This is a genomic window from Streptomyces sp. NPDC003300, from assembly GCF_040610915.1.
Classification (GTDB): domain Bacteria; phylum Actinomycetota; class Actinomycetes; order Streptomycetales; family Streptomycetaceae; genus Actinacidiphila.
On the sequence record NZ_JBEXNE010000005.1, the window covers coordinates 25377 to 49540 of the forward strand.

Sequence of the window (24164 nt, forward strand, 5' to 3'; positions counted from 1 at the left end):
ACACGAGGGCCGCACCGGAGTCCTCCGGCCCGGCACCTTCCCCGCCGGAGGCCGTCCCCGCGCACCTCGCGGCTCTTTGCATCGTTAGAAAAAATGAGAAAAAGGCGCCGTTAAAGGGGGAAGCGGAACGCCGCCCTCAGGTCAGGGGCGGGCCGCGCTCGGCAGGGCCGCGCTCAGACCCGGTGCGCGAGGGCGCGGCGGAGGTCGTCCAGGCCGTCGGCGAGCTGGCGGCGCATGGACGGGACCAGATCGGTACGGGCGAGACATTCCTCGGCCGCGCGTACGGTGTCGGCGTCGGCCGCACCGACCGGGAACAGCGCCCGGCTCAGCGCCTGGACCACCGCGCCGCCGCGCTCACCGGCCGCCGGAAGCCGCTCGAAATACTTCTGTACGTAGGCCCGTTGGACCTCCGGCGCGCCTGAGCGCCAGAAGCCCTCGGCGGTCGCGACGAGCTGATGAATGGTCAGCTCGCGCGGGGCGAAGAGCAGGTGCCAGGCGCGTTCCTTGGCGGCGTCGTCCGGGAGCGCGGCGCGGGCCCGGGCCGCGCCCACCTCGCTGACGTTGCCCGGGTCGGCCGCCAGCTCGGCCGCGATCCGCTCCTCGTCGGCCGCCCCGGCCGCCGCCAGCCGGGCCAGCGCCGACCAGCGCAGATCGGCGTCGAAGGCGATGCCGTCCGGCACGTCGTCACCCGCCAACCAGCCGTCAAGCTCGGCGAGTTGCGTGCCACCGGACGCGGTGGCGACGGCGGTGCGCAGGGCGGCCAGCCGCAGGCCCCTGCCCGTGGGCGCGGCCGGGCGGGCCAGGACGGCACGGGCGGAGTCGCCGAGCCGGGCGAGCGCGGCGGGCCGGTCGGCGGGGGCGAGATAGCGGCCGATGACGTGGTCGGCGGCGAAGGCCAGCACCGCCTCGACGACGCAGTCCGAGGTCTCGCCCGGCAGGTGCGCGGCGACCAGGTCCAGATACGCGGCGGCCGATGTCTCGGCGCCGCGCGTCAGGTCGCGGAGGTGTTCCCACAGGACCGCGCGGGCCAGTTCGTCCGTGACGGCCGACAGCGAGGCGGCGACGGTGGCCGCGGAGTGCGCGTCCAGGCGCAGCCGCGCCCAGGTGAAGTCGCCGTCGTTGGGCAGCAGCAGGGCGGGGCGCGGGGCGCCTGCCAGTTCGGACAGCGGCGTACGGCCGCCCGGCGCGACCTCGACGTCCAACTGTCGGCGCGGGACGACCGCCGCGCCGTCCCGGTCGTACACGCCGACGCGTACGCGGTGCGGCCGGGTGCCGTCGTTGACGAGGACGGCGGAGGTCAGGACGCCGGGCGCCGCGCCGGGCACCGTATCCACGTCGGCCTCGGCCTCAGGCTCGACGTCGACCTCGGCTTTGACATCGGCCTCGGCCTCGACCTCGGCCTCGACCTCGACCTCGACCTCGATGCGCAGCGTGTCCACGCCGGTCGTCCGCAGCCAGTCGTCGGCCCAGCCGGACACGTCCGGTCCCTGTGCGCCCGCCGGGCCGGCGGGGAGGGCGAGCGCGGCGAGGAAGTCCCGGAGGTTCGCGTTGCCCCAACGGTGCGCGGCGAAGTACCTGTTGAGCCCGGCGAAGAACGCCTCATCGCCCATCCAGTGCACGAGTTGGTGCAGTGCGGAGGCGCCCTTGGCGTACGAGATGCCGTCGAAGGCGGACAGCGCCTCGGCCGCGGACTCCGCTCCGGTGGCGGCGACCGGGTGGGTGGTGGGGCGCTCGTCGGCGTCGTAACCCCAGCTCTTGCGGCGGGAGAAGAGCGTCCAGGCGCTGTCGTAGCGGGTGGACTCCGCGGCGATGCGGTAGCCGAGCACCTCGGCGAAGGACTCATTGAGCCATACGTCCTCCCACCAGGCCAGGGTGACGAGGTTGCCGAACCACATGTGGGACATCTCGTGGCACACCACGACGGCCCGCAGCGCGCGCTGCGTGTCGGTCGGCGCGGACCGGAACAGCATCTCGTCCTGGAAGAGGACACAGGCCGGATTCTCCATCGCGGCCCAGTTGAGCTCGGGCATGAACACCTGGTCGTAGCCGCCGAAGGGGTAGCGCTCCTCGAAGAGCCCGTGCAGCCGGTCGAAGCTCGCTCGGGTCACCGCGAACAAGTCCGGTGCCTCGCGGTCGAGTTCGGCGGCGAGCGAGCGGCGCGCGTACAAGCCGAGCGGGATGCCGTCGTGTTCGGCGCGGACCGCGTACAGCGGCCCGGCGGCCACGGCGACCAGGTAGCAGGAGATCGGGCCGACCGGCGTGATCTCCCAGCGGCCGTCGTCGAGTGGGGACGACGCGCCGTTGCCGACCACCGTCCAGCCCTCGGGCGCGGTCACGGTGAAGGTGAACGGCGCCTTCAGGTCCGGCTGGTCGAAGCAGGCGAAGAGCTTCGAGGCCAGGTCGGGCGCGCACGCCGAGTACACGTAGACGGCACCGTCCGCCGGGTCGGTGAAGCGGTGCAGCCCTTCCGCCGTACGCGAGTACGCCATGTCGGCCTCGACCAGCAGCTCGTTGTCCGCCGCCAGGTCCGCCAACTCCAGCCTGTTGTCGACGTGTCGCGCGAGGTCGAGCGGCCTGCCGTTCAACTCGGCGCGCAGCAGCGTCTCCGGCTGGATCTCCACGAAGGTCGACGCGCCCGGCTCCGCGCAGCCGAACCGGATCGTGGTCGTACTGCGGAAGAGACGGTCGCCGCGCGTGACGTCCAGGGCCACGGCGTACGACCGTACGTCGAGCAGGGCGGCGCGGGCTGCGGCTTCGGTGCGGAGGAGGGATCCCATCTACGGCATGCTGTCCCAGGTCCGCACGGCGGACAACAGATGTGGGGGCGGTGCGGTTGCGCCGAGCGCGAAGCCGGGGCGGCCGGCCCCGAGGCAGACCCCCACGGCCCGAACCCCCGTACCGCGCGCGGCCCCGTACTCCCGTTGTCCGCGTACTGCCGTTGTCCCCGTTGTCCCCGTACTCCCGTTGTCCCCGTACCGCGTACGCCGCTCAGCTCATGGTCTTGGCGCCGTCCAACGACTCGCGGATGATGTCCGCGTGACCGGCGTGCTGGGCGGTCTCGGCGATGAGGTGCAGCAGCACCCGCCGCGCCGACCAGAGAGCGCCCGGCTCGAACCAGGGTGCCTTCGGGAGCGGTTGGGAGGCGTCCAAGTCGGGCAGTGCCGCGACCAGTTCGTCGGTCATGCGGGCCTGCTCCTCGTACTCCTCCAGCACCCCGGCCAGTGTCTCGCCGGGCAGCAGACGGAATTCGTCGGTCCGCCGCTGCCAGTCGGCCTCGGTCATGGCCGTCGCGTCCCCGATCGCCGACGGGCCCGCCACGATGAAGTCCGTCCAGGCCCGTTCGCCTCCGGTCAGGTGCTTGATCAGGCCGCCCAGACACAGCTCGCTGACGGTCGTCCGCTGCCGCGCCTGCTCGTCCGTGAGGCCCCGCGTGGTGACGCGCAGGAAGTACCGGTGCTGGGCGAGCATCGCCAGCAGGTCCGCCCGCTCATCGGTGACGGCCCCGGCGGCCTCCTCCGCAGCCTTCGCCGCCGTGCTCTCAGCCGCGTTCACCGTCATGGTCTCGCTCATGATCCACGCCCTTCGCAGTGCTGCCCGGTCCCCCGTTGATCACCACCCTAGGAGCCGTTGCGGTCAGCTTCTGTCCGCGATGACGCGTCTCCGTCCGTTCGGTGTTCGCGCTGGTCAGAGCCCGTTCAGCGCTAGATCATGCCGGGGCGGGGCCGGGCGCCGAGGGTGTGGGCGAGGCGGAGGAGGTCGCGGTGGCGGGGGTCGGCGGCGGTCGCGCGGGCGAGGACGTCGAGCTGCGGGGTGTCGAGGGCGGCGAGGGGGCGCTGGAGGAGCGCGCCGGGGTGCTGGAGGTCGTGGACCCTGCTGATCCAGTCGAAGGAGCGGCGGCGCGCCGGGGCCGTGACGTCGAGCTGGCCGTAGTAGACGACGTGGCGCCCGCCGGGTGAGGTGATCACGGCCTTGAGGTGGCCGGGGTCGCCGACGAAGGCGGCCGGGGCGGCGACCGGTGCGAGACCGTCGGCCGGGTCGAAGAAGTGCACGCGGTCCTCGGAGCCCGCCTGGCCGCCGGCCACGCCCCACTGCGGCACGGCGAAGAGTCCGGACAGCCGTACGGTGTCGCGGTGGGCGACCGGCGTCAGCTCGGTGCCGTCCAACTGCCAGAGCATCAGGCCGCCTTGGTGGCCCGCCGTCATGAGCAGGTCGTCGTCGGCGAAGACCAGCTCCGACACCGGCGCGTGGTACCGGGGTACGGCGCCCACGGCCAACACCCTGCTGAGCGTGGCGTCGGTGGCGATGATCCGGCCGCCGTCGGACAGGACGAGGCGGTCGCCGCGGGGCGTCACCGCCATCCGGTTGTCGTAACCGAGGCCCCAGGCCTCCAGGTTGACCTGTTCAAGCCGTCCGTTGGGGCCGAGCGTGAGCGCCGCGGGATGGAGCGCGAGGGTGGCCACGCAGCCGCGGGCGGTGGAAGCCAGCCGCGTTCCCAGGAGTTGGGTGCCCTGCGCGAGGACCGTCGTGCCGTCCGGGCCGTGGCGGACGAGCTCCGTGCCCGCGTCGCGTCCGGCCCGCCGCCGGACCGCGATCACCTCGGTGGCGCTCAGGCAGGCCAGGGTGCTGTGGCAGGCGGGGCCTTCGTACAGGACGGTCCGCCGGGCGGGGTCGAGTCCCGCCTCCGGGCCGGGCTTCGGCCCTGAGGCGAGGTGCTTCCGTCCTGAGCCGAGGTGCTTCCGTCCCGAGCCGAGGTGCTTCCGTCCCGAGCCGAGGTGCTTCGGGCCCGAGCCGAGGTGCTTCGGGCCCGAGCCGAGGTCGAGGGTCTCGATCCGCTCGGTCGCCTCCGCGTCCCCCCGCTCCGGCACGTAGTCGATCGGGACCAGGGCCAGCACGTCGCCGCCGTGGGAGAAGGCGGAGAACGAGGGCGAGAAGAAGGTCAGGTCGTCGGGCAGCGGGCGGGTGGCGGCCTTCGCGGCCTCGGCGATCAGCGCCTCGGCCTTGCGGGGCGAGGTCTCGCGCAGCCAGGCCAGCAGTTCCTGGTCCGAGCGGGACGCGGGCAGCCAGCCGCGCCGGGGAACGCGGCGCGCGAGCCGTACCGCCTCGGCCAGGGGCGCGGCGCAGATCCGTTCCCAGTACGCGGGCCAGTCCCGCGCGTCCGCGAGCCGCGCCGCCTCCGCGCCGAGCGCGGCGGCTGGCGGGGACGGCCGGGGCAGGAACTCCGGCTGCCAGCCGTGCACGGTGACGGTAACGCCCGGGACCGTGTACGTATCCCTCAGCTCGACGCGCCGGGAGCGGGCGTCGGCCTCCGGGTCCTGCGCCAGGCCCGCCGACCGCCGCGCGTCGTTCTGCGCGTGCAACGCGCCCACCAGCTCCATCTCGTACGTGGCGGGCGCCTTTTCGACGAGCCGCCGCAGGATCGCGATCGCCTCCTCGCCCACCTCCATGGCCTCGCGGGGGCGGCGCGCGTCGAGGAGGGCGGAGTGCAGCAGCCTCAGCGCGGTGACACAAGCCTCCTCGTAGTGCCGGGAGTTGGCCCGGGCGAGGCGGCGGTTGATCGCGGCCACCTCCTCCGCCACCTCGACGGCCTCGTCGTGCCGTCCCTCGGCGGTCAGTTGCCGTCCCAGCAGGGACAGCGACCTGCCGAGCGGCGTGTCCTCGACCTGCTCGCCCTCGGCCACCAACTCCCGGCTCAGGGCGACCCCTTCGCGCAGCGCGTCGGCGCCTGCCGGGGGACGGAAGGTCAGCGTCGCGCCGTTGACCAGGGCGATGGCCAGCCCCCTGCGGTACGACGGATCGCGCGCGGCGACGGTCCGATACGTGCGCGTGGCCCGCTCGTTGGCGCGGTACGCGTCCTCCCAGCGACCGGCCGCCTCGAGCCGCGTACTGAGATTGGCCAGCGCGGTGGCCAGGTGGGGGGTGTACGCGGACACGTAGTCCGTCACGGGGGCGGACACGTCATCGGGCCGGTCCTCGGCGACCAGCCGCTCGAAGAGGTCCACGACCCGCTGCTGGGTGCTCAGCGACTCCTCCAACCGGCCTAGCGAGACCAGGTGGTTGGCGACATTGGTCAGGGCGCGGCCGACGTGCTCCTCGTACCGCCGGGGGTCGGTCGCGGCCAGCTCGGCGAAGAGGTCCGCGCCGCGCCGCGTGGCCCGCAGCGCCTCCTCCGTACGGCCCAGGTCGTCCAGGTTGTTGCCGTGGTTGACGTGCAGCCCGGCTCGCGCGTCCACGTCGTCGGCCGCCGCCAGCCGGTGCTCGAACAGCCGTACCAGCAGCGCCGCCCGACCCACCGTCAGGTCCGCGGGCACCGGTTCCGGCAGCTCGGCGGCGACGTCTTCGAGGAGGTCGGGCCCGATGTCCGGCAGACCTGCCAGGGCGGTGAGCGCGGCGCCCCCGGCCGCGACGCCCAGCGCGGGCTCGGCGGCCAACAGCGGGTAGAGGCACGTGCGTCCGACGTGCGGCCAGCGGCCCGCGGCCGTGGCGAGCGCCGTGACCGGCCGGGCGGGACCGCCGCAGCGGCGCAGTACGGTCGCCGCCGTTTCCGGGGCCCAGGGCTGCGCGGGGTAGTCGGCCGGGTGGCCCGGCAGCGTGAGGGCGACGAAGTCCTCTGCCAGGCGGTCGGGATAGAGCGGTTCGAGTACGGTGTCGGCCGCTTCCTCGGGCGGCGGGTAGCACACCGCGTGATCGGCGAGGACGGTCGGCGGCGGGTGGCCGAGGCGTAACTCGTCCACCAGGAGCGTGCCGCGGGCGGTGGGCTGCGCGCCGCCCAGCGAGGCGGCGAAGACCACCTGGTTCATCACCGCGGGCGGGACGGTGACGCGGCCCGGTGTCCCGTGCAGCAGCGCCCAGCCCAACTGCTCCCGGTCGAGGAGGTAGACGGTCAGTCCGGCCAGGTCCTCCGGGGCGCGGCGGCCGGTGGCCTCGGCGTCCACCGCCACGAGCGCGGCCATGTGGACGGCGAGGGTGAGGCCGAAGTCGGCCGGCCGTAAGTCGGGTTGGCGGTCCGGCGGGGGGATGCCGTAGCGGGCGGCGAAGCCGTCGCGCGCCGCGCGGAACATCGGGCCGCGGTCGTCGCGGCGCGGGTCACCGGCCCGTCGCCGGAAGCCCTCCTCCATGTCCAGCGGGCCCAACGCCTGCGTGGAGACGTCGACTTGCTCATTGCTCAGGGCGGCGCGCAGTGCGGGCCAGGGGTCGGTGCTCCGCGCCAGGAGCAGGACGCGGGTCGGCACGTCCGGCCGGTGCAGCAGCGCGTTGCTGAACAGCCACGTCAGGCTGGTCAGCGCCCAGCGGTCGGCGTAGTCGACCAGGAGCAGCAGTCCCGCCGCGTCGTCCAGCCGCAGATCCTGGCTGCCCTGCGGCGGCAGTACGGTGCCCGGTCCCTCGACCGCGGTGACCACTTTCCAGCCCTGCTCGGCGAGTTGCCCCGCGAGCTGCTGGGCGAGGCGGGTCTTGCCCTGGCCGCCGGGCGCGTGCAGCCAGCGGGCCGCGCGCCGCGGGCCGTCCGCGCACCAGGCGTGCAGGGAGGCCAGTTCGGCGTCGCGGCCGGTGAAAGGGGCCACGGCGTAACGGGCGTTGAGCATCCGGCTGGGCTGCTGGGCCAGCCACTCCGCCGCGGGCTCCGGGGCCGGGGACCACTGCCTGAGGAGGTAGAGGGGGGTGCCGTCGCCGAAGACGTGGATGTCCGCGCCGATGGCGCCGTAGGCGAAGCCGCCGACCGCGGTGACATTCTGGCTGGTCACGTCATGGGTCCGCCGTCGCGGCGGCCACCGGGTGCCTGGCCGTCGGGCGATGGGGCGTCGGGCGCGTCGGCGTGGGGCGTCGGGGTGACGGGGTCGGTGTTCGGGGTGACGGGGCTCGGGGTTACGGGGCTCGGAGTCACGGGGCTGGCGCTCGGGGTGACGAAGCCGGTGCTCGGGGTGACAGGGCCCGCCGCCGGGGCCTCGTGGATGATCACGTTGCCGTTCTGGACGCCGAAGGCGCGGGCGTTGTCGTGTGCCTCGACGTTCTGGTGGTACCGCACCCACTGCTGCTCGGAACCCGGCAGCTCGGCCTCCAGCCGTACCGTCAACTCCCGGATGGCCTCGGCCGCCTCGGGGTTGTCCCGCAGGAACTGCTCCAGGCGCAGCCGCCAGCCCGGCTGCAAGCTCTCCCTGGCCGCCCCCGCGTCGTCCGCCGCCACCACCAGCGCGGCCTCGCTGTCCAACTGCGCTGCCAGCGCGGCCGGTTCGTGCTCGCTGCCGCGACGCAGCACCCGCAGGATTCCCGTACGCGCCGTCTGCCAGGCGTCCGTGGCCATCGCGGCGACCAGCGTCGTGGACGCGGCTGCGGCCAGCGTCGCCAGGGATTCGATCATCGGCTTCCTTCCGCGGCGTGGCCAGGTGCTTCCATCGTGCCACCGAACCGCCCGGCGGTTAGGCTTGTTGGTCACGCCCGCGCGGCGAGGGAGGGGGCAGCCATGGGGAACGGCTCGACCCGCAGGCGGCTGCACCGGCAGGTCCGTACGGCCCGCGCCCTGTTCGACGAGGGCGCCCTCGAAGAGGCCGAAGCCCTGCTCCGCAGCCTCATGCCCGACTGCGACGACGCCTTCGGCGGCGACCACCGCGAGTCGATCGGCCTCCGCAATCTGCTCGGCTCCGTCCTCTACCAGCAGGGCAAGCTCGGCGCCTCCGCCGCCCTGCACGGCGAGGCCATGGCCCGCGCCGCCCGCGTCCTCGGGTCCGACGACCCCGCCACGCTCGGTTACGCCCACAACTACGGTGCGGCCCTGGCCGTCCAGGGCCGCACCTCCGACGCCGTATCCGTCCTCGACGACACCCTCCAGCGCCGCGTCCGCCGCCTCGGCGACGCCCACGAGGACACCCTGACCACCGCCAACACCCTCGGCGCCACGCTCTTCACCGCCGGTGCCCGCTCCGACGGCCTCACCCTCCTCCGCCGAGCCCACGCCTCCGCCCAACGCCTCCCACCGAGCCATCCGCTCCGCGAGGACATCGCCCGCAATCTGGCGATCGCCCAACGCAACGCGGGCAGTTGGTAGCAGCCTCCCCGCGCGAACCGAGAGCAGCCGGGCGGGGGGCGGTGTGCCGTCCGTGGAGGCCGCGCGGGACGGCGGCGCCGGGGTCAGGGGTGGAGGGTGCGGGTGACGAGGGCGGCGAGGAGGCGGGTGCGGGGGATGAGTTCGGAGGTGAGGACGTGTTCGGTGGGGGCGTGGGCGCCGGTGCCGACGGCGCCCAGACCGTCGAGCGTGGGGCAGCCGACGGCGGCCGTGTAGTTGCCGTCTGAGGCGCCGCCGACGGGGAGGCCGCGCAATGGGGGGCGGCCCGAGGCGGCGGTGAGGGCGGCGGCGAGCGCGAAGAGGTCGGCGGAGGAGGCGGGTTCCATCGGGGGGCGGCGGGGGCCGCCGCGAAGGGAGAGCCGGGCGCCGGGGGTGCGGGCGGTGAGGCCGCGCATGAGGACGTCGATACGGTCCTGCGCGGCACGCGTCGGCGCGCGGACGTCGACGGAGACGACGGCCTGGGCCGGAACGGTGTTGCGGGTGCTGCCCGCCGACAGCAGGGTGGGGGTGATGGTCGATGTGCCCAACTCCGATTCCCGCGACGCCAATTCGGCCAGCTCCAGCACCTGGTGAGCGGCCTCGACCGCCGCGTTGACCCCCTTCTCCGGCTCCAGTCCCGCGTGCGCGGCGCGGCCGTGCACCACCACCTCGTAGCGTGACGTCCCTTTGCGCGCCGTCTTGAGCGCGCCGGTCCCGTCCGCCGACGCCTCGAGGACGAAGGCCGCCGCGCACCCCCGCGCGGTCTCCTCGATCAGCGCGCGGGAGGTCGGGGAGCCGACCTCCTCGTCACCGTTGACCAGCACGCAGACGCCGTCGAGGGACGGCAGCGAGGCGAGCGCGTGGAACATCTGCACCAGCCCGGCCTTCATGTCCAGGACGCCGGGGCCGCGCGCGATCCCGTCCGTCACCGACCAGGGGTGGGTGGCGAGCGTGCCGGCCGGCCAGACGGTGTCGTGGTGCCCGACGAGCAGGACGCGCGGAGTGCCGAAGGCCCACCGCAGGTGCGGTACGCCGTCGCTCACGATCGTCTCCGGCGCGGTGCCGAGCAGGCGGGCGCCCAACGCGCCGACCACGTCGGCGCTGCGCGCGAGTGCGACGTGGTCGGCGGAGAAGGACTCGCAGACGACCAGCTCCTCAAGGTCGGACAGCATCTCCCGCAAGGAGAAAGGGGGTTCGGAATTCGGCTGCGCCATGGCGACTCCCGCGTCAGAGGGAACGGGCTCAGGTCCGGTCGGACCAGGCCCCGTTCGGTCCCTTCGACGGTAGGAACCCCCGCCCCATTCCACCAGCGACTACATTTCATGTGACCCATGCAGAGAGGGAATGGCGTGCGCGACACCTTCGGTACGGACGCGCTGCGGCTGCTGCTCGCCGTCGCGGACACCGGCTCCTTCACCGCCGCCGCGCAGCGGCTCGCCTACACGCAGTCCGCCGTCTCCCGCCGCGTCGCCGCGCTCGAACGGCAGGCGGGCGGACCGCTGTTCGTCCGCCTGCCGCGAGGCGTACGGCTGACGCCCGCAGGAGCGGCCCTGCACCGGCACGCCACCGAGGTGCTGGACCGACTGGCCCGCGCGGAAGCCGAGTTGGCCGCCATCCACGCGGGCCGGGGCGGCACCCTGCGCGTCGGCGCCTTCGCCACCGCGAACATCGCCCTCGTACCGGCCGCGCTGCGTGCCTTCACCCGCGCGCGTCCCGACGTCGAGGTCGTCGCGGTCGAGGGCCGCAGCGACGCGCTGGTCCAGCGCCTCGCGGACGGCGCGCTCGACATCGCCGTGGTCAGCGACTACCCGTCGGGCCTGCCGTCGGCCGAGGGCGTCACGACGGACGCGCTGCTGGCGGACGAGCTGTACGTGGGTCTGCCGCGCGACCACCGGCTGGCCGCAAGCGCGAATGCGGTCCACCTCGGCGACCTGCGCGACGAGTCCTGGATTCAGGACGCGCCCGCAGGAGGGCACCCGGCCCTCCTGCTCGACGCCTGCGCGCAGGCGGGCTTCGCGCCGCGCAAGCTGATCCGCGTCGCCGAGTGGAGCGGGAAATTCGGCTACGTCGCCGCCGGGCTCGGCGTCGCCCTCGTGCCCTCCCTCGCGCTGTGGGCCGTCCCGCCCGACCTCGCCCTCCGCCCCCTGGCGCCCCCGTTCCCCCGCCGCACCGTCCACACCGCGCTTCCCCCGTCCCCCCTCCCCTCGGCCCGGCTCCTTGCGGACCTCCTCCGGGCGGCGGCCCGCCCCGCGACCCGGACGGGCGGACCGGGCCGAGTACGAACGCCCGCTCCCCGCAGCCCTGCTGACGGCGGCGTTGAGCGCGCCGAAGTCCAGGCCGTGCGCCATCCCGAAGTACGTTCCCTCGCTGAGCAGTTCAGCGGCGGCTCGCCGGGCGGCACCGTAGGCGGCCTGGGCCAGGGCGGTGCCGACGCTGATCCGACGGACGCCGACGGCGGAGAAGTCGGCCACTGACGGCGAGCCGGGACCGGCCATGACGTAGACGGGCAGCGGGCTGTCGCGGACGAGGGCCACCACGGCGGGCAGGTCGACGAGGCCGGGGACGAAGATGCTGTCGGTGCCGGGCTTCGGCGTACGCCGCCCGGCGCGAGGGAGTCCTCCAGGTGGACGCCGACGGCTCCGGCCACATCCGGACACGCTGCCACGCGCCCCGGAACGGGCCGCGTCCGGGCGGAACGGCTGACGTCCAGCCGGAACGGGCGGCGTCCAGCCGGAACGGGCGGCGTCCAGCCGGAGCGGGCGGCGGAAGCGGATCGGAAGCGGTCCGGTTCTGGCCGGGGAAGCGGCGGCACTGGTCGCATCTGAGGTGTCAACAGCGCTTCCGCGCAGGCGCGTACGCCAGCGTGCCGAGCGGGATCGGGCGCACACCGCACCGACCGTTGGAGTGGTCCATGAGCGACCCCGGCCTCCCGTCCCCCGACCCGAATCCGTACCCGTATCCCAGATCCGCCGACCTGCCGGTGCCGCCATCGGCGCCGCCGTCCACACCGCCGTCCACACCGCCGTCGGTACCCGTACCCGTACGGGCCTCCGAACCGGCCTCCGTACCGGCGCAGTTCCCCCCGTACGTGTCCGCGCCCGGTCCGACGCCGTACCGGCACGTGGGCCTGATACCGAGCGCCGGGCCCGCGCGCGGGTGGGGGCTGGTCGTCGCCGCCGCGCCCCTGCTGCTGATCGCGCTGATCGCCCTCGTCGCCGGCTCGGCGCTGCACCCGACGAGCGGCCTCACCTCCGGTGCGCGCACCGGCGTCAGCTCCGCCCACGGCGCGCCCGCGCACCGCCCCGCCGCCGACGACCTGTTGAGAGCGGAGCGCTGAGCCGCCATGACCGTCACCCGGACCGTGCTCCCGCACACCGCCGAGCCCCCGCAGGCGCCGCCGGTGTCCCGCGCGTACGCCCGTACGAAGGCGACCCGTCTGCTGTCGGCGGGCACGTACCTCGACCCCGTCTACCGCGGCACCGTCATCAGGGAGTTGTTGCGCAACCGCTTCCGCGTGGTCGCGCCGTCCTACGGCTACGACAACGTGTCCGTCCTCGCGCACGCCCTCGCCGCCCGCCGACTGCGGCGTCTGCAACGGTGGTTGGGCGCCGGATCGGTCGTCGCCGCGCTGATCCTGACCGCGAGCGGCGCGGTCAATCCCGTCATCGCCGTCCTGCTGGTGTTCTGGGCGCTGTGGGCGCTGGCGTACCTGCGACGGATCGTGACCCTGAACATCCTGATGACGCGTCTGAAGGAGACCGGCACCGACGGCGGTTTCGACGGGGCGTACCCGGCGAACGCGCGCCTGACCGAGACCCTGATCCGCAAGATCGACCGGGAGCAGTCCGCCAGCGACAGCCTGGTCTTCTACGGCGGCTTCCGGCCGTTCGTCGGCGCGGGCGAACCGCTGCGCGACTGGGCGAACGCCCAACTCCTCATCGGTGCGCGGAAGCTGCGCCTGAAGTCGAGGGACCACGAGGGGAAGCGGGACGTCGAGGGGACGACGCCGGGGCTCGACACCGACGAGCGCAAGCCGCTCCTGCCGTTCACCGTGGACAAGATCACCGCATACGTCGGCGAGCGGATGGCCGCCGAACTGCGCGACGGCGCCAAGCCGGGCGAGCGCATCGAGGGCCTGGCCGTCGAGCGGCGCCGCTTCACCACGGCGATCCGGACCAACGACCGCACCAGCGGCGAGGGTTGGTCCCGGCTGCCCGGCATCGGCGATCTGCCGGACCTGCACTGGCGCGAGGACTACGACTCGGCGCGCGAGTACCTGTGCTTGCGGATCGGCTCGTGGAACGAGGAGTTGGTGACCTCGATCTTCGTCGGCTTCGACCTCAAGGGGAACACCCTCCACACCGAGTTCTACCCGTACGTCCTCGGGCCGCTCGTGGAGGACTTCCACCTGGTCGACCGGCTGCCGGACGCCTTCGACGGGCGGCTGGCGGCGCGGGTGGCCTGGGACATGGTCAAGGCGACGCCGCGCTGGGGGTTCAGCCTGCTGCTCTCGCCGCTGCGGCTGCTGCCCGAGCGCTTCCTGCCGTCGCCGCTGCGCTCCCTGGTCCGGCCCGGCCGCCGCGGCCCCAGTTCCATCCGGATCGGCACGAGCGTGACCTCGGTCGACAGCAGCGAATTCCGCCTGGGGCGTTACGTGACCAAGTCGGTCAACTGCGGCGCGCTGACCAGCGTGCGCGAGTTGGCGACGAACGACTACTACCACGCCTTCTTCCAGAAGTCCGACGCCGTGAAGTACACGCAGATCGTCGAGCGCCGTCTGCTGGAAATCATCCGGACGTTCCTGAACGACCACAATGTGGATCTCACCGACCACGACAGGGCGCAGAACAACATCCTCAACTACGAGGACAAGAGCATGCACGTCTCCGGCGACAACAACAGGAATTTCGGCTACGAGTACGCGCCGGGCAACGGCGGAACCGCGAACGGCCAAGGGGATTGAGCGGCATGGGCGACGAAATGGATCACCAGGACAAGCGCATGACCGTTTCCGGTTCCGGAAATGAGCACTTCGGGTACGAATACCGTCCTGTTCTGGCCGCCGCGCAGGAGCCGGCCGCCACCGGGACCGCGCGGCCGGACTCCCCGGCGCCGACGCCGTACGACGGCCTCCGCAGCCGCAACGTCTTCGTCGTGCACGGCCGGGACGAACAGGCGCGGCTCGCGATGTTCGGGCTGCTGCGGCGGCTCGACCTGCGCCCGTTGGAGTGGGAGGAGTTGGTGCGGGCGACCGGCAAGACCTCGCCCTACATCGGTGAGGTGATCGCGAACGCGCCGTCGCTCGCGCAGGCCGCGCTCGTGCTGCTCACCCCGGACGACACCGCCAAGCTGCACCCCGAACTCCTCGGTGACTACGAGCGGGTGGACGAGGTGCAGTACACCGGGCAGCCCCGGCAGAACGTGCTGATCGAGTTGGGCATGGTGCTGATGGCGTACCGCGCGCGCACGGTCATCGTCGAGGTGGGCCGGCTGCGGCACGCCACCGACATCGAGGGCCTCAACGTGATCCGCTTCGACGGCTCGCAGTCGTCGCTGGAGAAGGTCGTCGCCCGGCTGAAGGTGGCCGAGTGCCCGGTGGACGACAGCCGCTCCGACTGGCGCGACACGTCGTACTTCGAGAATCTGTCGGCCTATCGGCGGCTCGCCTGACACGCGGGCCGCCGGACACGCACCGCATCACCTCGCAGGACGGAGCAGGGGGCGGCCGGAGACCGGCCGCCCCTTCTCGTACGGTCCGCACGCGCCATCCGGCATCCGCCTTACGCGCGGTCGACGCCCGACGCCAACGTCCGCAGAAAGGCCGCCACTTCCGGCATGTTGACGCGCTCCAGGTCCGCGGACCGGACCACCACCCGCAGCTCACGGCAGACCGCGCCCTCGCGGGACCTGGCGATGAACGACATCAGGATCAGCCGCAACAGGCTGTCCTGGTCGAGGTAGTCGAGACGGGACAGCCCCGAACCGACCAGCGGCATCGCCACCGCCTCCGGGCGCGCGTACCGACTCACGGTGTCCCAGAGCCGGTTGAGGCTGAACCAGAGGTCCTCCACGCTGGACGCGGCCACGTAGTCGTTGCCGATACGGCTGTACGCCGCCGCGAACGTCAGCCGCGGGCGGGTGCCGAGGACCGCCACCGTGCCGATCGGGTAGCGGTCCAGCTTGCCCAGCGGCTTGCGGGCCCGGTCCTCGCGCGCGGCGGGGGTCACCGCGCCGAGGGCCGCGTCCAACTCGGCGTCCAGGCGCGGGAGGTCGTTGTCGTAGCGGCGGGCGAGCAACTGCCCCTGGACGCTGGCCTCGTTGATGACGAGGCCGCCCTCGGGGGCGGTGTCGAAGGTGTCGGTGAAGCCGATCACGAGGTGCGCGGCCTGCTCGAACAGGTCGCCCTCCTCGACCACCACCGTCATGTCGGGGCGCCGGAACTCCTGCCGCACGCGCGTGACCGGCCGGGCCCTGCCGATGCCCCACAGCACACAGGCCGCCACCGATGCCGCGGTCACCGGGGCCGGATCGGGAAAGCTCTGGGGAAAGAGCTGCCCCACGAACTGGAGGACCGCGGATATTCCGCCGAATGCCGCAATGGCATTGCGCACGAAGATCTGCCGGGCGCGCCGCGCCACACGCAACCGTAAGCGAGCGCGGAGCCGAGTCCGTAACACGGAACGCGACGGAGAACGCGACGGAGAACGCGGCGGGGGAAGCGACGGGGAACGCGGCCCGGTAGGCGATCCGCGCCGTAACCGCACGCGTAACCGCGCGCGCACGCGCATCCTGCGCCGCACCCCTGTCGGCGGGAGGGCCGGAACCGGGCCTGTGGGATCAGCGGAACTCATGGTTTTTCCTAGGCGGCTTGATAATCTGGCATTCGCCTCCGGGGGTTTGCGTCGAGGGAGGCGGAAACGGGTGGGGAAAGCAATGACGCACGTTCGGATAAATGTGCTGGGGCCCGTACTGCTCGAAGTCGACGGTCTTCCGGTACGGCTGACACCGCTCACGACCCGGCTGCTGGTCCGGCTGGTGGCCGCCGAGGGCGAGGCCGTTCCCGTACGTCAACTGCGCCGCGACGTCTGGGGGCTGGCCGACGAGCCGCGGCATCAGGCCCAGCGCAATCGCAACGAGGTGCAAAAGCGTGTCCTGGAGTTGCGGCGCGCCCTCGACCCGGGTCAGGACGGCACGGCCGCCCGGCTGCTGCGGACCGAGCAGCAGGTCACCGTGGGCGGGGCGGAGACCGCGTACCGACTGGTGCCGCGCGCGGAGGAGTTGGACAGCGCGCGGTTCACGGCGGTCGTCGGCGAGGCGCTGCTCGCGCCGCCCGCGACCGCGGCACACCGGCTGGCCGAGGCGCTGGGCATGGTGCGCGGACGGCCGCTTGCCGAGGTCAACGGGGAGGCGTTCGCCGTCGACTTCGTCCGGCGGCTCACCGCGCTCCAGGACTCCGCCCGGCGCGGTCTGGTCCGCTCCCGCACCGAACTCGGCCGCCCCGATCTCGCCCTGCCGGTGGCCGAGTTGTTTGCCCGCGAGCATCCCGGCGACCCGGACGCTGCCCGCACGCTCGAAGCCCTGCGGTCCGCCCTGCGCGCGCGGCACGGCGCCGAACTGCTGCGCCACGCGGTGCCGTTGCCCGGCCGACAGGTGGATGTCGTGCTCGTGCAGGGCGACCTGTTCGACCAGACGGACGCCAATCTGGTGGTCGGCTTCACCGACACCTTCGACACCGCGACCGACGAGGACGTCGTCATCAGCCGCGGTAGCGTCCAGGGCCAGCTCGTGGACCGGCTGTTCGCCGGCCAGCGCCGCCTGCTGGACGAGAAGCTGCGGGCCGGGCTGCGCGCGGTGCCCGCCGTCGGGACGGAGAGCAGCCGCGCCAAACCGCGCGGCCGGCGCGTGCGCTACCCGGTGGGCACGACCGTCGCCGTACCGGTGGACGGACGGCGGGTCTTCGCGACGGCGTATTCGCGGATCGGCAACGACCTCGTCGCGCACTCCGGCCACGACGACCTGCGGGCCAGCCTGGACAGCCTCTGGGCGTCGGTGGCCGTGCACGGCCTGTTCAAGCCGCTGGCCGTCCCGCTCATCGGCTCCGGACTCGCGCGCGTCACCGACCTCGACCGCGGGCAGCTCGCGGCCCTGATCGTCGACTCGTTCATCGGCGCGTGCCGTCGATACGCGGCGTTGACACCGGAGTTGCGGATCGTCATCAGGCCCGAGGACCTGGGCAGGACTGATCTGTCGCCGGTGGAGCGGCGGTTCGAGGAGCGGTACGGGGAGGCGGTGGCGGAGCCGGGTGGGCGGCCGGTGGTGGAGAGGGTCGCGGAGGGGGCCGTCGCGGGGCGCGCGGAGAAGATCGCGGAGCCCTTCGCGGGGGCGGACCTGGCCGAGTGACGGCGGGTGCGTGGTCGTCGCCGCGACCGTAGCCGTAGCCGTAGCCGTAGCCGCGACCGTACGCGTCCCCGAGCCCGTACCGTACGACCGGCTGTACCCGCCCATCTGCCCGTCCCCGTCCCGCCCGAGGCGTCGGCCCGGCCGGCCGCGCACGCCTCAGTCGACCGCGGCGGGCGCTTCCGCGGGTACCCGCCGGGCGCTTCCGCCCCGCTTCCGATGCGGGGCGATGTCGGGGCCGCGTCCGTGTCGGTGTCGGGGCCGGTGTCCGGACCGTGTCGGGCGGTGTCGGGCCGGGATGTCGGCCGGGCCGAAGGCGTCAGGCGGCGCTGAGGAGGGAGACGAGGTGGTCGACCGTCGCCGGGGACTCGCGGTGGAGGCCCGGCAGGTCGAGTCCCTCGTCGGCGAGGATCACCAACAGGGCGTGCTCGCCTACGGACAGGACGACGATGTAGCCGCCGTTGCAGCGGACGACGACGTCGCGCAGCCCGCCGAGACCGACTTCCGCCGCCGTGCGGCGGCCGACGCCGAGGCTCGCGGCGGCGAGCGCCGCCACCGACTCGGGCTGCACGGTCGCGGTGTCGGCGGCCACGAGCAGCCCGTCCGAGGTGGAGATCACCGTTTCGTTGACGCCCATCACGCGTTCACGCAGGGACTTGAGCGAAGCGACGAGCGCTTCGTAAGGGGCGGCACTGGTCATGGTGCACTCTCCTCGGGCAGGCCGGTCGCTGTCCCGCTCACGGCAACAGGTTGTTCTGTGACGGGTGGTTCGGTGACGAGTGATGGGGGTGACCGGGCGGCTTGCGCTCCGACGGCGGTCGTGTGGACGGCAGTTGGCCGCCGGGCTGGCGGCGCGGAAGTGGCCTGTCGTCGGCGCCCGGCGGCGGCGGTGACTGCCGGTCGGCGGCCCGCGCGGTCAGCAGCGGCCGCGGCGCGAGCGGGTCGTCGTCGCGCGCGGCGGCCCTGCGGGTCGCGATCCTGGCCAGGTCGAGCATCACCGGGTACACCCCGCGCCCCAGCGCGAACGCGAGATCGCGCGGTGTGCGGCGGCCGTTGGCGGCGAGCAGCAGCGTACGGCCGCGCTCGCCGATACGGTCCGCGTCGGACCTGGCCTCCGCGCGGACCGCACCGCGCGCGAACTCCCCTACGGACGGCACCATTTCGCGCAGCGTCCGCAGTCGCAGCGCGGTCTCCTCGGTCAGGCGCGCGGGCTCCTGGCCGGGCCAGGCGGCCAGTTCGGGGCCGCGTCCGGGACCGTGTCCCGGGCCGCGTTCCGGGTCGGTGCGCCAGCCGGTCACCGGTTGCAGGGCCATCGCGAAGGCGCCGTCGAAGAGCGCGGCGGTGCAGACGACGAACAGCTCCGCCGCCGTCACCGATCCGCGCGCGGTCAACACCGCGCCCAGTTCGCCGTTTTCGGGGAGCGCGGCCAGCGCGGCCTCCCACTCCCGCTCGTCGATCCGCCCGGACTTCAACAGCAGCGAGCGGGCGGAGGGGGCGGCGGGTGTCTCGACGGCGCCGACCAGTCCTTCGCGGAGGAAGAGGGTGCCACCGGGGCCGCCTTCGACGGTGACGGCTCCGGTGAAGCGCTCCTGGCGGAGCTGGGCGAGGAGGGCGGGGACGTTCCGGGGCACGCGCAGCTCGGGGTCGGAGTCGGAGTCGGAGTCGGGCAAGGGATCGGGCGAGGGCTCGGGCTCGGCGTCGGGGTGGTCGAGGACCGGGGCGTCGGAGCGCGCGGGGGCGGGGGCGGGGGACGGAATCTCCCGCTCGGACCCTGCCCAGGGCTCGGACTTGGGCTCGGACACGTCGTCGGGCTCGGTCCCGCTGTCAGCCGTCATGCGAACAGGCCCTCGGCGGCCGTGGCGATGTGCCGGGCGGCCAGCGCCAGATTGGTGTCGGCGCGGTCGAGCACCGTGGAGATCAGCACCGGGTCGCCCTGCCGGGCCACGACCCGCACGACGTGGTACGTCCGCCGCCCGGTCACCACCACGCTCTCCAACTCGCCCTCCGCTCCCGCCTCGTGCAGCCCGTCCTCGATGAGGCTCAGCAGACGGCAGACCTCAGGTCCGTTTCCGGCCACCGCGCAGTCCCCGCTCTCGGCGTATGTGAGACCGGTCACCGCGTCGACCAGGGCCGCACCGGACGTCCCGGACGCACCCGAGGTCCCAGCAGTCCCTGACGTCCCGGCAGCGGAAAGGACTTCGCCGAGTACCGACTCCAGCGCGTCCACAGGCACCCCTTCACTTTCGAACACCTGGCAGAGTACTTTAACGCCGAACTCTTTCACCTGTGATCGCGCATAGCTGTTTTCCGCTCACGCCGATCCTCGCCCGTACGGTCCGCGACACCCATGGACCTGCACAACCAAGGGAATTCCCGTGAACATTGAGTCGGCACTCAAAGAAGCGATGTCCGTCGAAGGCGCCATCGGGGTCGCGCTCGTCGACTACGAGAGCGGCATGGCGCTCGGCACGCTCGGCGGCGGCCGGGGCCTGGACCTGGAGGTGGCGGCGGCGGGCAACACCGAGGTCGTACGCGCCAAGGTCCGCACGCTGTCGATGCTCGCCATCGACGACACGATCGAGGACATCCTCATCACGCTGGGCACCCAGTACCACCTGATCCGCCTGCTCGGCAGCAGCACCGGCTCGCTCTTCCTCTACCTCGCGCTCGACCGGAGCCGGGCCAACCTCGCCCTGGCGCGGCACGTGCTCAAGCAGGTCGAGAACGGCCTGGAGGTCTGAGCCCCACCGGCTCCACCCGCCCCATCCGTTCCACCTGCTCCATCTGCTCCATCTGCTCCATCCGCCGCGTCGGGTCCACCGGCTCCCCGGGGTCCACCGGCACCCCCGGCACCCCCGGCCCTGCCGGACGGAATATGCGGACGGAATTTGCCCGTCGGTGAATTTCCGCCCGCCGAATTCCCTTTTCCCTCAGCCCGGCCCCAACGGGCCCCAACCGGCCTCAGCCAAAACATCCACCCCGCCCGTCACACGGTCGACAGATTCCGCGGGACGGTGTTTTGGCATGCGCCATGCCGCATACACATGTAGGGCGGCGCCCCGCCACGCACGGGAAATCCATTTCTCCCGCCCCCGGCCCTGGCCCCACTTTCCCCACGGGAACCACCTCGCGCGGCCCCCTCACCGGCCCCTGCCGCCGTGGCCGGATATCGCCGCCTCGGCGGCAAGCCGGTGCCGCCGGGCCGCTCCGCCGTCGCGCCGCCCCGCCGTCGCGCCGCCCCGCAGTCGCGCCGCCCCGCAGTCGCGCCGCCCCGCCGCTCCGCCGTCAGCCGGCGACGCGGAAGACGTAGTCCCCGGGTCCGACCTCGTAGGCGGCGTAGCCGTCCTTCAGGCCGGTGAATCGGGCGTCGGAGGGGGCGTGGACCGCGGCGCGGGTGCGGGCCGGGACCAGGATCTGGGCCGTGGCGCCCACGGGGACGGTGGCGCGGAGCGTGAAGCGGCCGTGGTCGAGGGTCCAGGAGGAGGCCACGCGGCCGAGCGGGGACTCGACGTGGGCGGAGGCTTCGGTGAGGTCGCCGACCGGGTGGGGCCGGATCGTGATCCGGGTGTAGCCGGGCGCGGCGGGCTCGATGCCCGCGACGCGCTGGTAGAGCCAGTCGTCGACCGTGCCGAGGAAGGCGTGGTCGTGGGAGCGTGACGTGTCCTGCCACTCCTCCCACATGGTCGTGGCGCCGAGGCCCTGGAACCAGTAACCCCAGCCGGGGTAGGTGGGGTTGGTGGCGACGTCGTAGGCGAGGTCGCCGTTGCCGGTGTCGGTGAGGACGGGGAGGATCAACTTGGTTCCGAGCGCACCGGTGTTGAGGTGGCGGCCACGGGTCCTGATGTCGTTCGTGAGGTTGGCGACGACGGCCGCGCGCTCGGACGCGGGGACGATGCCGAGGCTGAGTGGCAGCAGGTTGGACGTCTGCCGGTAGCCCGCGTCCTTGTTGTCGTAGTACGCCTTCGCCTTGGCGTCGTAGAAGTTCGCGTTGATGGCGTTCGCCGTCGTCGTCGCGAAGGCGTCGAAGTGCGCGGCGTCGGCGCCGTGTCCGAGGGCGCGTGCGATCCTGGCCATCATGGTGGCCGTCTGGTGGATGTACGCGGTGCCCGAGAGCCGGGTGCCCTCCGGCGGGAACGCGGCGCCGGGCGCAACCCAGTCGCCGTAGCTGAAGCCGGTGTAGACGTTGCCCGTCTTCGCGATGGTCTGCTCGTAGTGGTCGAGCCACAGCTTCATCGCGGCGTAGTTGTCCGCCAGCGGCCGGATGTCGCCGTAGTACCAGTACAGATCCCAGTTGATCAGCACGAAACTCGCCGACCAGACCGGGTCGTTCACGCCCTTGGCGCCGACGGTGCCGGGCACGGTGTGGCCGAGCGTGCCGTCCGCGTTCTGGTCGTCGCGGTGGGCGCGCATCCAGTTCTCGTAGAAGTTCTCCATGTCGAAGTTGGCGATGGCGGAGTCGGCGGTGAGGTGCGCGTCCGCGTCGTACGGCCGCTTCTCGTACATCGGGGTGTCGGTCGGGATCGAGTGCAGGTTGTTCAGCGTCGTGTTCGCCTGGGCGTCCTGGAAGCGGTTGAGCAGGTCGTTCGAACTGCTGAAGTCGCCGGTGGCGGTGACCGCCGTGTGCACCCGCTCGCCCTTGACGGAGGTGACGGTGACGCCCGCGGGCGCGGCGACCTGTACGTAGCGGAATCCGTCGTAGCTGTAGCTGGGGCGGTAACTCTCGCCGCTCGCCGCGCCCTTGAGCGTGTACGTGTACGTCTCGAGCCCGGCGTTGTCGACCGTGCCGTCGGCGAGCAGCTTCTCGCCGTACGTGATCGTGACGACGGAGCCGGCGGGGCCGCGGAGCGCGGTATCCGCCCAACCCGCCGTGGGCGAGGCGAAGTCGTACACCTTGACGGTGCTCGTCGCGTCGCTCCTGGGCGTGGTGACCTGCTTGACCGGGAGGGTGCCGGTCACCTTGATCGGCGGGAACGCCTGCGCGCGGAGGGTGCCGCCCGGGGCGGTGACGGGGAGCGCGGGCTTCCAGGCGGTGGCGTCGAACCCCGGTTTGTTCCAGCCGGGTTGTTCGAGCCGCGCGTCGTACGTCTCGCCGTACAGGACGGATTCGGTGCGCGTCGGGCCGTCGGCGGCCTGCCAACTGCCGTCGCTGGTCACCTGTTGGGTGCTGCCGTCGGTGTAGGTGATGTCGAGTTCGAGCTTCAGCTTCGGCTCGCTGTGCCAGGGCGAGGCGTTCCACTCGTCGGGGTTCGTCATCGCGTAGTACCCGCGGCCGAGGCTCACGCCGAGCGTGTTGCCGCCGCTGCGGAGGGACTTGGTGACGTCGTACGTCGCGTACAGCACCGTCTTGTCGTAGACGGTGAAGGCCGGGTCGAGTTCGTGGTCGCCGACGCGCTGTCCGTTGAGGTAGAGCTTGTAGTAGCCGAGCCCGGCGACGTAGGCGCGGGCGGACGCGACCTTCTTGGGGCGCTGGGCCTTGCCCTTCGCGCCGCCGGTGGTGAAGTCCTTGCGCAGCAGCGGCTCGGGCGGGCTCGGGACGCTGACCGAGCTGTACCAGGGCGCGTCGCCGTAATGCGCGGCCTCCAGGGCCGCGGGCCAGGCCGCGTCGTCGAAGTCCGGCTGCTGCCAGCCGGTCGGCGCGGTGTCGCTCGCCTTCCAGGCGGCGTCGGTGACGAGGTCGGGCGGGACGCCCGCCGAGCCGTCGATGTGCAGCGTGCCGATCACCCCGGCCGGGCCGGGGAAGGTGTTGACGGCCTGGACCGCGATGACGTTACGGCCGGGCCGCAGGTCGGCCGCGATGTCCGTGACGGTGGCCGTGCTCCAGGAGTTGCTGACCTGCGGCGAGCGCGCGATCTCCTTGCCGTTGACGTAGAGGACGAAGCTGTCGTCGGCCGTCAGCTCGAACGGGGCCGCCGTGACGGCGGCGTTGGCGGGGAGGTCGACGGTGCGGCGGAAGTACCGCGTGGCCGCGGGCGCCGAGTCGGCCGGTTTGCCCTCCGGGTACCAGATCCAGTCCGCGCCGGTGAGCGTCGTGGTCGCCGGTTTCGTCGGCGAGCCGATCCAACCGCCCTTGAACTGGCCCGGATTGAGGAACGCCGTCTCGAACGAGGCCGGTTGGCTCCACCGCGACACCTTGTGCGCGCCGTCCCAGACCCGCACGCGCCAGAAGTACCGCGTCTGCGACCGCAGTTGCCGTCCCGCGTACTCGACATCGAAGGACTGCGCCGAGCGCACGTCGCCGCTGTCCCACACATCCGCGCGGCCGTCGCGCGTGCTCGACACCGCGATCTCGTACGCCGTCTGCCTGGCGCCGTGCGCGTCGCCGCTCGCGCTCAGCGTCCACCCGAGCCGCGGCTTGGCCTCGTCCACCCCGAGCGGCTCGGTCTGATGCTCCACCGTCAACTTCCCGGCCCGCACCCCGCCGCCCGCGCCGCCGTGCCCGGCCCCACCGGCCTGCGCGGGCGCCACCCCCACGACCACCAAGCTCAGCACCGCCGTCACCACACGCACGATCACCGGGGTCTCCTCTGCATCTCTGCTTCGGCACGATCTCCCCATGCGTCGACCCCACGCGTCGCCCACGAAAAAATCGTTTCAAGTCCGTGGCCGCGAACCTAAGCGGCCACCCACCGAAGGTCAAGAGCCCCACCACAAAGCATCAACCCCACTCAATTGAAACGTATTTGAAACCCTGACACCCCCACCCATCCCCCCACTCCGCCCCGGGTCCACCGCA

General features: G+C 73.0%; 16 protein-coding genes and 2 pseudogenes. 7 read left to right on the top strand and 11 right to left on the bottom strand.

Annotated elements, in window-relative coordinates; translation table 11 throughout:
- Window positions 1–173 precede the first annotated feature (173 nt).
- The 4 genes from pepN to ABZX65_RS09165 form a co-directional block, all read right to left on the bottom strand.
- On the bottom strand, window positions 174–2777 hold the full coding sequence (gene pepN / locus ABZX65_RS09150) for an aminopeptidase N (RefSeq protein WP_355336460.1): 2604 nt from the start codon (window positions 2775–2777) through the stop codon (window positions 174–176).
- A gap of 211 nt (window positions 2778–2988) precedes the next feature.
- Entirely contained in the window at window positions 2989–3558 is a 570-nt protein-coding gene (locus ABZX65_RS09155) for a DinB family protein (RefSeq protein WP_355336745.1), read from the bottom strand.
- Window positions 3559–3701: 143 nt separating this feature from the next.
- On the bottom strand, window positions 3702–7739 hold the full coding sequence (locus ABZX65_RS09160) for a tetratricopeptide repeat protein (protein ID WP_355336461.1): 4038 nt from the start codon (window positions 7737–7739) through the stop codon (window positions 3702–3704).
- Window positions 7736–8353, bottom strand: a complete 618-nt coding sequence (locus ABZX65_RS09165) for a hypothetical protein (RefSeq protein WP_355336462.1) — start codon at window positions 8351–8353, stop codon at window positions 7736–7738. The genes ABZX65_RS09160 and ABZX65_RS09165 overlap by 4 nt, the downstream gene beginning before the upstream one ends.
- Before the next feature lie 102 nt (window positions 8354–8455).
- Between ABZX65_RS09165 and ABZX65_RS09170 the strand changes: the two genes are divergently transcribed.
- Window positions 8456–9037 carry a tetratricopeptide repeat protein gene (locus ABZX65_RS09170; protein WP_355336463.1) on the top strand — a complete coding sequence of 194 codons (582 nt, stop codon included), beginning with the start codon at window positions 8456–8458 and terminating at the stop codon, window positions 9035–9037.
- Between the two features lie 83 nt (window positions 9038–9120).
- On the opposite strand, the gene ABZX65_RS09175 is transcribed toward ABZX65_RS09170, so the two are convergent.
- Entirely contained in the window at window positions 9121–10206 is a 1086-nt protein-coding gene (locus tag ABZX65_RS09175) for a M20 family metallopeptidase (RefSeq protein ID WP_355336746.1), read from the bottom strand.
- Window positions 10207–10365: 159 nt separating this feature from the next.
- Between ABZX65_RS09175 and ABZX65_RS09180 the strand changes: the two are divergent.
- A pseudogene (locus tag ABZX65_RS09180) lies at window positions 10366–11268 on the top strand (LysR family transcriptional regulator); the annotation flags it as partial.
- A 195-nt stretch (window positions 11269–11463) separates the two neighbouring features.
- On the opposite strand, the pseudogene ABZX65_RS09185 reads toward ABZX65_RS09180, so the two are convergent.
- A pseudogene (locus tag ABZX65_RS09185) lies at window positions 11464–12024 on the bottom strand (isocitrate lyase/phosphoenolpyruvate mutase family protein); the annotation flags it as partial.
- Here ABZX65_RS09185 and ABZX65_RS09190 point away from each other — a divergent pair.
- From ABZX65_RS09190 to ABZX65_RS09200, 3 genes are read left to right on the top strand one after another with little or no spacing between them, the layout of a single operon-like run.
- Window positions 11946–12371: a hypothetical protein gene (locus ABZX65_RS09190; RefSeq protein WP_355336464.1), complete on the top strand. Its 426-nt coding sequence runs from the start codon at window positions 11946–11948 to the stop codon at window positions 12369–12371. The pseudogene ABZX65_RS09185 and the gene ABZX65_RS09190 overlap by 79 nt on opposite strands.
- Before the next feature lie 6 nt (window positions 12372–12377).
- A complete protein-coding gene (locus ABZX65_RS09195) occupies window positions 12378–13997 on the top strand; it encodes a hypothetical protein (protein ID WP_355336465.1) in 1620 nt (539 codons plus the stop codon).
- A gap of 5 nt (window positions 13998–14002) precedes the next feature.
- Entirely contained in the window at window positions 14003–14704 is a 702-nt protein-coding gene (locus tag ABZX65_RS09200) for a nucleotide-binding protein (RefSeq protein WP_355336466.1), read from the top strand.
- A gap of 110 nt (window positions 14705–14814) precedes the next feature.
- Here the strand turns inward: ABZX65_RS09200 and ABZX65_RS09205 are convergent, their stop codons facing one another.
- The gene (locus ABZX65_RS09205; protein WP_355336467.1) at window positions 14815–15645 is read right to left on the bottom strand and encodes a macro domain-containing protein; all 831 of its coding nucleotides are present in this window, start codon (window positions 15643–15645) and stop codon (window positions 14815–14817) included.
- Window positions 15646–15967: 322 nt separating this feature from the next.
- Here ABZX65_RS09205 and ABZX65_RS09210 point away from each other — a divergent pair, with 322 nt between their 5' ends.
- A complete protein-coding gene (locus ABZX65_RS09210; RefSeq protein ID WP_355336468.1) occupies window positions 15968–17434 on the top strand; it encodes a macro domain-containing protein in 1467 nt (488 codons plus the stop codon).
- Between the two features lie 316 nt (window positions 17435–17750).
- Here the strand turns inward: ABZX65_RS09210 and ABZX65_RS09215 are convergent, their stop codons facing one another.
- From ABZX65_RS09215 to ABZX65_RS09225, 3 genes are read right to left on the bottom strand one after another with little or no spacing between them, the layout of a single operon-like run.
- Entirely contained in the window at window positions 17751–18131 is a 381-nt protein-coding gene (locus tag ABZX65_RS09215; protein ID WP_355336469.1) for a roadblock/LC7 domain-containing protein, read from the bottom strand.
- Window positions 18132–18168: 37 nt separating this feature from the next.
- Complete coding sequence (locus tag ABZX65_RS09220) at window positions 18169–19266, bottom strand: hypothetical protein (RefSeq protein ID WP_355336470.1); 1098 nt, start codon at window positions 19264–19266, stop codon at window positions 18169–18171.
- Window positions 19263–19664, bottom strand: coding sequence for a hypothetical protein (locus tag ABZX65_RS09225; protein WP_355336471.1), 402 nt, complete (start codon window positions 19662–19664; stop codon window positions 19263–19265). Before ABZX65_RS09225 ends, ABZX65_RS09220 begins: the two co-directional genes overlap by 4 nt.
- 142 nt (window positions 19665–19806) lie before the next feature.
- Between ABZX65_RS09225 and ABZX65_RS09230 the strand changes: the two genes are divergently transcribed.
- Window positions 19807–20172: a hypothetical protein gene (locus tag ABZX65_RS09230; RefSeq protein ID WP_355336472.1), complete on the top strand. Its 366-nt coding sequence runs from the start codon at window positions 19807–19809 to the stop codon at window positions 20170–20172.
- 544 nt (window positions 20173–20716) lie between these two features.
- Here the strand turns inward: ABZX65_RS09230 and ABZX65_RS09235 are convergent.
- Entirely contained in the window at window positions 20717–23944 is a 3228-nt protein-coding gene (locus ABZX65_RS09235; protein WP_355336473.1) for a family 78 glycoside hydrolase catalytic domain, read from the bottom strand.
- Between the last annotated feature and the right edge of the window lie 220 nt (window positions 23945–24164).

Bases quoted from the DNA above. Each gene is read 5' to 3' on its own strand.
- ABZX65_RS09210 (WP_355336468.1), top strand. From the start codon at position 15,968: ATGACGCACGTTCGGATAAATGTGCTGGGGCCCGTACTGCTCGAAGTC.
- ABZX65_RS09170 (WP_355336463.1), top strand. From the start codon at position 8,456: ATGGGGAACGGCTCGACCCGCAGGCGGCTGCACCGGCAGGTCCGTACG.
- ABZX65_RS09175 (WP_355336746.1), bottom strand. From the start codon at position 10,206: ATGCTGTCCGACCTTGAGGAGCTGGTCGTCTGCGAGTCCTTCTCCGCC.
- ABZX65_RS09195 (WP_355336465.1), top strand. From the start codon at position 12,378: ATGACCGTCACCCGGACCGTGCTCCCGCACACCGCCGAGCCCCCGCAG.
- ABZX65_RS09155 (WP_355336745.1), bottom strand. From the start codon at position 3,558: ATGACGGTGAACGCGGCTGAGAGCACGGCGGCGAAGGCTGCGGAGGAG.
- ABZX65_RS09220 (WP_355336470.1), bottom strand. From the start codon at position 19,266: ATGACGGCTGACAGCGGGACCGAGCCCGACGACGTGTCCGAGCCCAAG.
- ABZX65_RS09165 (WP_355336462.1), bottom strand. From the start codon at position 8,353: ATGATCGAATCCCTGGCGACGCTGGCCGCAGCCGCGTCCACGACGCTG.
- ABZX65_RS09190 (WP_355336464.1), top strand. From the start codon at position 11,946: ATGAGCGACCCCGGCCTCCCGTCCCCCGACCCGAATCCGTACCCGTAT.
- pepN (WP_355336460.1), bottom strand. From the start codon at position 2,777: ATGGGATCCCTCCTCCGCACCGAAGCCGCAGCCCGCGCCGCCCTGCTC.
- ABZX65_RS09215 (WP_355336469.1), bottom strand. From the start codon at position 18,131: ATGACCAGTGCCGCCCCTTACGAAGCGCTCGTCGCTTCGCTCAAGTCC.
- ABZX65_RS09200 (WP_355336466.1), top strand. From the start codon at position 14,003: ATGGGCGACGAAATGGATCACCAGGACAAGCGCATGACCGTTTCCGGT.